Annotated in this window: 7 protein-coding genes; 6 read left to right on the top strand and 1 reads right to left on the bottom strand. The window is 71.0% G+C overall.

Translation table 11 applies throughout. The features are described 5' to 3' along the window. Positions 1 to 54 precede the first annotated feature (54 nt). Genes VGR06_RS22835 through VGR06_RS22815 form a run of 5 tightly spaced genes read left to right on the top strand, consistent with a single transcriptional unit; the run spans position 55 to position 5,305 of the window. Positions 55 to 1,185, top strand: coding sequence for a peptidoglycan-binding protein (locus VGR06_RS22835; protein WP_327561145.1), 1,131 nt, complete (start codon positions 55 to 57; stop codon positions 1,183 to 1,185). Next, positions 1,182 to 1,862, top strand: a complete 681-nt coding sequence (locus VGR06_RS22830; RefSeq protein ID WP_327561144.1) for an ABC transporter ATP-binding protein — start codon at positions 1,182 to 1,184, stop codon at positions 1,860 to 1,862. Before VGR06_RS22835 ends, VGR06_RS22830 begins: the two co-directional genes overlap by 4 nt. Further along, positions 1,859 to 3,055 carry an ABC transporter permease gene (locus VGR06_RS22825; protein WP_327561143.1) on the top strand — a complete coding sequence of 399 codons (1,197 nt, stop codon included), beginning with the start codon at positions 1,859 to 1,861 and terminating at the stop codon, positions 3,053 to 3,055. The genes VGR06_RS22830 and VGR06_RS22825 overlap by 4 nt, the downstream gene beginning before the upstream one ends. Before the next feature lie 19 nt (positions 3,056 to 3,074). Continuing rightward, positions 3,075 to 4,643 (top strand): HAMP domain-containing sensor histidine kinase, encoded by a 1,569-nt coding sequence (locus tag VGR06_RS22820; RefSeq protein WP_327561142.1) that lies wholly within the window; start codon positions 3,075 to 3,077, stop codon positions 4,641 to 4,643. Beyond that, positions 4,640 to 5,305 (top strand): response regulator transcription factor, encoded by a 666-nt coding sequence (locus VGR06_RS22815; protein ID WP_327561141.1) that lies wholly within the window; start codon positions 4,640 to 4,642, stop codon positions 5,303 to 5,305. The genes VGR06_RS22820 and VGR06_RS22815 overlap by 4 nt, the downstream gene beginning before the upstream one ends. A gap of 55 nt (positions 5,306 to 5,360) precedes the next feature. Here VGR06_RS22815 and VGR06_RS22810 read toward each other — a convergent pair whose 3' ends face one another. Next, positions 5,361 to 6,821, bottom strand: coding sequence for a DUF7405 family protein (locus tag VGR06_RS22810; protein WP_327561140.1), 1,461 nt, complete (start codon positions 6,819 to 6,821; stop codon positions 5,361 to 5,363). A 502-nt stretch (positions 6,822 to 7,323) separates the two neighbouring features. Here VGR06_RS22810 and VGR06_RS22805 point away from each other — a divergent pair. Further along, positions 7,324 to 7,525 (top strand): hypothetical protein (locus tag VGR06_RS22805; RefSeq protein ID WP_327561139.1); only part of this gene is annotated, 202 nt, incomplete at its 3' end.

Below are 7,525 nucleotides of genomic sequence, written 5' to 3'. Positions count from 1 at the left end.
CGCGTTGCAGGCGTGCGAGCAGTTCCACGTTCCCGGATCGGGGTTCGAGAACTGATGAGCACGAACGCGGAGCGCAGGCGCGGCCGGCGCACGGTGCGCTGGGCCGGAATGGCCGTGGCGGTGGCGGTACTGGTGGTGGCCGTGGTCGGGGTCTGGCAGGCGGTCGTGAACCGCCCGCGGGCGGCCTCCTCATCGGGGCAGATCGCCACCGCCACGGCGGCGGTGAGCCGGGGCACGGTGACCGAGCGGCTGCAGATCGCCGGCACGCTGGGGTTCGACGGCTCGTACTCGGTGGCACACCAGGGAACCCCGGGGATCACCACCTGGGTGGCCGAAGCCGGATCCACTGTGGACCGTGGCGGGTCGCTGTACGCGGTGGCGAACGAGCCGGTGCGGCTGCTGATCGGCACGCTGCCGGCGTACCGGGACTTCGGCACCGGCATGCCGGACGGCCCGGATGTCAAGCAGCTGGAGGAGAACCTGGCCGCGCTGGGGATGCGGCCGGGCAAGGTGGACGCGAAGTTCACCGCCGACACCGTGGCCGCCGTCAAGCGGTGGCAGGCGGCGTGGGGGCTGCCGGCCGCGCAGCGCACCGGCGTCCTTCCACTCGGGACGGTTGTGTTCGCCCCGGTGCCGCTGCGCGTCGGCCAGGCCACGGCGGCGGCCGGCGCACCGCTGGGCCCCGGCGCGCCGGTGTTCTCGGCGACCTCCACCGGCAAGGTGATCACCGCGCAGCTGACCACCGACCGGCAGCGCTCGGTGCACGCCGGCGACCCGGTACAGGTCTCCCTGAGCTCTTCGGCGCCGGTGCCGGGCACGGTCGTGAAGATAGGACGGGTAGCGGTCGCGTCGAGCCAGAATCAGAACCAGAACGGCCCGAACCAGAACAACGGCGAGATGCCGTCGTCCTCGGTGACGATCACCATCCAGGCCACGCTGCCGCCCACGGCCGCCGACCTGGACCAGGCCCCGGTGCAGGTGGCGATCACCACCCGGGCCAAGCAGAACGTGCTGCTGGTGCCGGTGACCGCACTGCTGGCCAAACCGGGCGGCGGCTACCAGGTGCGCCTGGAGTCCGGCGGCTACCAGACCGTGACGCCGGGCCTGTTCGACAGCACCAACGGCACGGTCGAGGTTTCCGGCCAGCTCACGGTCGGCCAGCTGGTCCAGGTGCCGGCGCCATGAACGCCGTGCTGGAACTGGAAAACGCCCGCAAGGTGTACCCGGGCAGCCCGCCGGTGGTGTCCGTGGCCGGGATCAGCCTGACCGTCCACAGTGGAGAGCTGGTGGCCGTGCTCGGGCCGTCCGGGTCCGGCAAGACCACCCTGCTCAACCTCGCCGCTGGGCTGGACCGGCCGACCTCGGGCTCGGTGCGCATCGCCGGCCAACCCGTGGAGAACCTTTCCGACAGAAGGCTCTCCGGGTTGCGGGCGCACCGCCTCGGCGTGGTGTTCCAGCAGTTCTTCCTGCTCGAGCACCTCACCGCGGTGGACAACGTGGCCACCGGCCTGCTCTACCGCGGCGTCCCCGGTAAGCGCCGCCGCCAGGAGGCCGAGGCGGCGCTGGACCGGGTCGGCCTCCGGCACCGGGTCAGACACAGGGCCCGGCTGCTCTCCGGCGGGGAGCGGCAGCGGGTGGCCATCGCCCGCGCGCTCATCGGCCGGCCCGCCGTGGTGCTCGCCGACGAGCCCACCGGCAACCTGGACACCGCCTCCGGCGCCGCGATTTTGGCTCTACTCCAAGAGCTCAACGCCGACGGCACCACCATCGTGATCATCACCCACGACCACACCGTCGCGGCCGCCGCCCGGCGCCGCATCGAGCTGCGCGACGGCCACCTGGTGAAGGACACCGCCTCATGACCACCCTGCCCACGTCCCGGCTGCGCGCCGCGGACCTGCTTCCGGTCGCCACCATCGGGTTGCGCACCCGCCGGGTCCGCGCCGTGCTGTCGCTGCTGGGGGTGGCCATCGGGATCGCCGCGCTGGTCGCGGTGCTCGGCGTGACCCGCTCCAGCCAGGCCGACCTGCTCGCCCGCATCGACGCGCTGGGCACCAACCTGCTCTCGCTCACCGCGAACAACGGCAACGGCCCCGAGGTCCCCTTGCCCACCACCGCGGCCGGCATGGTCCCGGCCACCGAGGGCGTGGTCGGCGCCACCGCCACCAGCGAGCTGGCCAGCCAGCACGTGTACCGCTCGGACCAGGTCGAGTCCTTCCGGCACGGCGGAACCACCGTCCGCACCACGGATCCCAGCCTGTTGTCCACATTGGACGGAAGGCTGATGCGCGGCACGTTCCTCAACGAGGCCACCATCCAGTACCCGACCACGGTCCTCGGCAACACCGCCGCGCACACCCTCGGCGTCGCCGACCTCGCCGGCAACCCGCGGGTCTGGCTCGGCGGCCGCTGGTACACCGTGATCGGCATCCTGGCCCCGTTCGAGCTGGCGCCGGAGATCGACCACTCCGCGCTGATCGGCGCGCCGGTCGCCACCGCGGACTTCGGGTTCGACGGCCACCCCACGCGGATCTACGTGCGCACCGACCCGGACCGCACCAGCGCCGCCGCGAGCCTGCTCCCCCGCGCGGCGAACCCGCGCAGCCCCTCGCAGGTCCGGGTCAGCCGGCCGTCCGACGCGCTGGCCACCCGCCTGGCCGTGGCCGGCTCGACGACCACGCTGTTCCTCGGCCTCGGCGCGGTGGCGCTCCTCGTCGGCGGCATCGGCATCGCCAACGTCATGGTCGTCTCGGTGCTCGAACGGCGCTCCGAGATCGGGTTGCGGCGCGCTCTGGGCGCCGCCCGCCGGCACGTCGCCGGCCAGTTCCTGATCGAGTCGCTGCTCCTGGGCACCGCCGGCGGCGCGGTCGGCGTCCTGCTCGGCACCGGCATCACCTACGTCCTGGCCCGCCAGCACGACTGGCAGACGCTGATCCCGCTCAGCGCGGTCGGCGCCGGCCTGGCCGCGGCCGCCGTCATCGGCACGCTCGCCGGCCTCTACCCCGCCCTGCGCGCCGCGCACCTTTCACCCACCGAAGCGCTGCGCACCGCATAAGAATGGGCGGGTGAGGCGGATGAAGCGCTGGGGCCTGCGGGGCCGGATGACGGCGTCGTACCTGCTGGTCACGGCCGCGGCGGTGCTCCTGGTGGAGATCGTGGTGGCGCTGCTGATCTCGCCCGCGCTCGAGGCGCCACCCGAGGCCGGGGCGAGCGCGGTCGTGCAGCGCACCGCGCTGGAGTACGCGACCGTCGCCGGGAACCTCTATGCCCGGCTGGAACATCTGCCGTCGGACAAGGAGATCCAGCTCGGCGAGCAGGGACCGGACGTTCCGGCCGGAGGGGCACAGGTCCGGGACAACGGGGTGCGCATTCCGTTCATCAGCACCGCGCAGGACGACAGCCGACCGGTGTCGCTCGCCCTGCTGCTCGACCCCGAGCTGACCATCGTGGCCTCGTCCTATCCGGCCCGGTACCCGGTCGGCGGCCGGGTCGGCACGCCCGGGGTCGGGGCGCTGCCGGTGGACGCGATCCTCAAGTTCGCCGATGGTGGGGCGCCGGCCGACGGGCAGGTCAAGATGTCGAACGGCGAGGTGCTGATGGCGGTCGCGCCGGTGTTCAGCTTCACCATCAAGCCCGGCCTGCTCGACAAGGGCGCCGGAAAGCCGATACCGCGGCAGGGCTCGATCGGCACGGTCTACGTGCAGGCGCCCCTGACGCCCGAGCTGATGGCGGCGGCCAAGGACGTGGCCCCGAGCAAGAGCGACTACCCGTGGGACAGCCTCATGAGCCAGCTCGCCGGCGGCGTGCTGGTGCTGATCGGCGCGCTGCCGGTCGGGGTGGTGTTCGGGCTGCTCTCCGCCCGGCCCCTGATCCGCCGGCTGCGGCGGCTGGCCACGAGCACGGTCGCGGTCGCCGACGGGCAGTACCAGCACCGGGTGCCGGTGTCCGGGTCGGACGAGATCACCCAGCTGGAAACCAGCTTCAACCGGATGGCCGCACGCCTGGCCGACGCGATGACCGCCGAGCGGCACCTGGCCAGCGCCGGCGAGCGCGCCCGGATCGCCCGCGAGCTGCATGACTCGATCTCCCAGGACCTGTTCTCGCTGCGCCTGCTCGCCGGTGGCCTGCGCCGCGCGCTGCCGGCCGACTCCCCGCTGTACTCCCAGGTGGAGGCCATGGAACGGACCGCGACCGGCACAATGCACGAGATGCAGGCGTTGTTGCTGGAGCTGCGGCCGGTCGCGTTGCAGGACGCCGGGTTGAACGCGGCCATCGAGGAACTGTGCCAGGCCTACCGCGACCGGCTCGGCGTCGCCGTGATCGCCGAGCTGGCGCAGGTGGAGCTGGACTCCGCGGCCGAGCACGCGGTGCTGCGGGTCGTCCAGGAGGCGCTGGCCAACGCCGTCAAGCACGCCCGGCCGAACCGGATCACCGTGATGCTCGATGGAGACGAGGAGCACGTGACCGTGTCGGTCACCGACGACGGCAACGGGTTCGACCCGGAGCGGGCGGCCGAACGGCACGGCATGGGCCTGTCCCTGATGCGCGAGCGGGCCGCCGAGCTGGGCGGCGAGTTCCGGGTCGACTCCACCCCGGGCCGCGGCACGACCGTCCACATCAGACTGCCAAGGCGCCGGCCATGATCCGGGTGCTGATCGTGGACGACCACAAGCTGGTCCGCCAGGGCCTGCGGTTCCTGCTCGAGCAGGAGGACGGCATCGAGGTGGTCGGCGAGTGCGCCGACGGCACCGCGGCCATCCAGGCGGTACGCACGCTCGAGCCGACCGTGGTGCTGCTCGACCTGTTCATGCCGGGCCCCAACGGGATCAGTGTGCTGACCGAGATCAAGCAGGACCGGCCGGCCACCGAGGTGCTCATGCTCACCTCGTCCACCGACGACGAGCACCTGATCGCCGCGGTCCGCGCGGGTGCGCTCGCCTACCTGCCCAAGACCGCCGGCGTGGACCAGGTGGTCGCCTCGGTGCGGGCCGCCGCGCGCGGGGAAAGCGTGCTGGAGCCCCGGATCGCCGCCCGGCTGGTGCGCGAGGTCCGCGAGGTCGCCACCCGACGCAAGCCCCTCGACCAGCTCTCCCCCCGCGAGGTCGAGGTGCTCACGGTGCTCGCCCGCGGGCGCTCCAACCGGGAGATCGCGCGGCTGCTGACGATCAGCGAGGAGACCGTCAAGGCGCACGTGTCCAGCATCCTCACCAAGTTGGGTCTTTCCGACCGCACCCAGGCCGCGATCTTCGGGCTCCAGCAGCGCCTCGTGCCCCTCGACGAGGCGCTGCTGGACGAAGGGCGATGAAGGGGGCCTTGCTCACGCCCAGCGAGAGGAAGGCCCCCTTCATCGCACTCCCGGCTCAGGTGAACTCGATGAGTGGGAAGGCGCGGTGCCGGCGAGGTGGGATCAGATAGTTCTGCCGGCGGGTGGCGGTGATGAACCGCTCGATGCCATGGTCCTCCTCCTCCAGGTCGAACTCGTCGAGCAGGTCGACCGACGCCTGGTTGCGGCGCAGCGTGGCGAAGAAGTCGGCACTCGGGAAGTACCCGGAGAACTGCAGTTTCGGCGTGTTGCGACCGGTGGTGGTGTCCATCGCGTCGAACCCGGGACCGTCGATGCGCAGGTGGATCGGCTTCCCGTCGGAGGTCCGGCCGGACCGGTGCAGCTGCGAGATGTGCCCCATGCGGCCGAACTGCTGCGCGCTCTGCCGGGCGTACCCCGCGCCGCGGAACACGTTGGGCAGGAACGCACCCCGCGTGCCCAGGTTGCGCGGGCCGCCGCCGTCGGTGAACGGGTCCGCGTCCTCCCGCACCTGCTCCGGCGACTCGAACATGTACTGCAGCCGCTCGCTGAACGGCTCCCGGACGTCGCCCTCATCGGGGTCCCGACCGTCCACATAGAACTGTTGCAGGTCGAGCAGCACGTGCGACAGGTGCTGAATCGATCCGTTGTCGAAGTAGTTGCCGGCCTGCGAGTTGGTCAGCTTGATCCCGCCGCCGCCCACGAACGTGACATTCCGGGCCGGCGCGCTGGCGTCCACCTGCTGATCGGCGAAACCCATCCACATCGGCGAGTTCGGGTTGACGAACGACGCGAACGGCAGTCTCTGGCTGTTCGCGATCGACCGCGGCAGCCCGCGCTGCACGAACATGGCCCGGCTGGAGGTGATCGTCATCCCGGCGAAGAACCGCGGCGACGGTTCGAAATGGCCCTTCAACGAGTCGCTGCCGGACAACCAGTTCACCACGTCCGCCACGATGCCCGGGTTGTCGCTGCGCACCGTGAACAGGATATCGTTGTTCTCCAACCGAACCGGCACGTTGAACTCGGCCCGGCGCAACTCCAGCACCCGGTTTCCGGCCGCCACATCGGTCGGCCCCGGCACCGCACGCTTCAACACCGGCTGGTTGCCGGACAACGTCCGCGGCATCGCCGCCGCGACCACCAGGTCCGGCAGCCGGTTGAAGTAGTTGTCGCTGTAGGCCACATGTGTGAACACACCGGCTGGCGAATAGGGATACGTGGTCTCGATCGTGCGCAGCGCCGACTCCATGCGGATCTGGTCGCCGTTCGTGGGCCGGAACGCCAGCCGCGCGGTGACAAACGCGGTGTGCACCGGCGGCAGCGCCACCGGCACCCCGTCAATGGTCTGCGCCGGCGGCATGAACGGCGCAAGCTCGAACTGCACGTCCGGGAACGCCGCGACCTCGTCCGCCCACGCCACCCGCTCCGGCATCCAGGCCAGGTTCTCCAGCAGCGCCAGCGTTCCGGCCGCACCGGCGAGCGCGCCACCGCCACGCAGGACACCGCGCCGTGACACCCGGCGGCCCAGGATCGGCGCCTGCCCGGCGCCCTCGTCCCGCCCGGCGCCACCGGTATGGGCAACTGGACAGCCTCTAATCTGTTGCTTGTGGACACTCACTGGAACCTCCGCGGTGGGCTAGCTCAGCCGGGGAGCGTGCCGGCTGAGCACGGCAGATGAGTGAGCCCACCGTGGTCGTGTCGGCACCGGTGTCGCATCGGCGAAACAACCAGTTCCGTGGGGCCCCAAGGGGTATTGGCCGGCGCGGCTTGGGTGGGCTGGACGCGGGGTTGGGCGCCTCCCGCTCTTGGCAGGTGATGGTCGCCTTTCTAAAACATTAAAATTTAGATGAGGAAAAACAAAAGAAGCGGCACGGCGCCGCCTCTGGCGCCGTGCCGCCCGCCGGTGCCGGTTTCGTTTGGGGCTGCCGGTTGGCAGGGGGCGCTCCGCGCAAAAAATCATGAACACGATAGGGTGAACTGCCGCGAATCCTGTCGATGGGATTCGATAGAATGGCGGTGTGATCCTGATCGAGGATGAGGTATTCACCGCACCCGAGGACTTTCTGGGGAACGCGGCGCTCACCCGCACCATGATCGGACACCTCCAAGCCGTCGAGTTGCAGCAATTGGCCGACTACACCCGCGCTCACGAAGGCGACGAATTCGCCTATCTGGAAGTCGCCACCATCCTGCACATTTCCGGACGGGCAGCGCAACGCC

Source organism: Actinophytocola sp. (genome assembly GCF_036002505.1).
GTDB lineage: Bacteria > Actinomycetota > Actinomycetes > Mycobacteriales > Pseudonocardiaceae > DASYTH01.
Note: the sequence above shows the minus strand (reverse complement) of the source record. Positions and strands in the feature narration are given on the sequence as shown.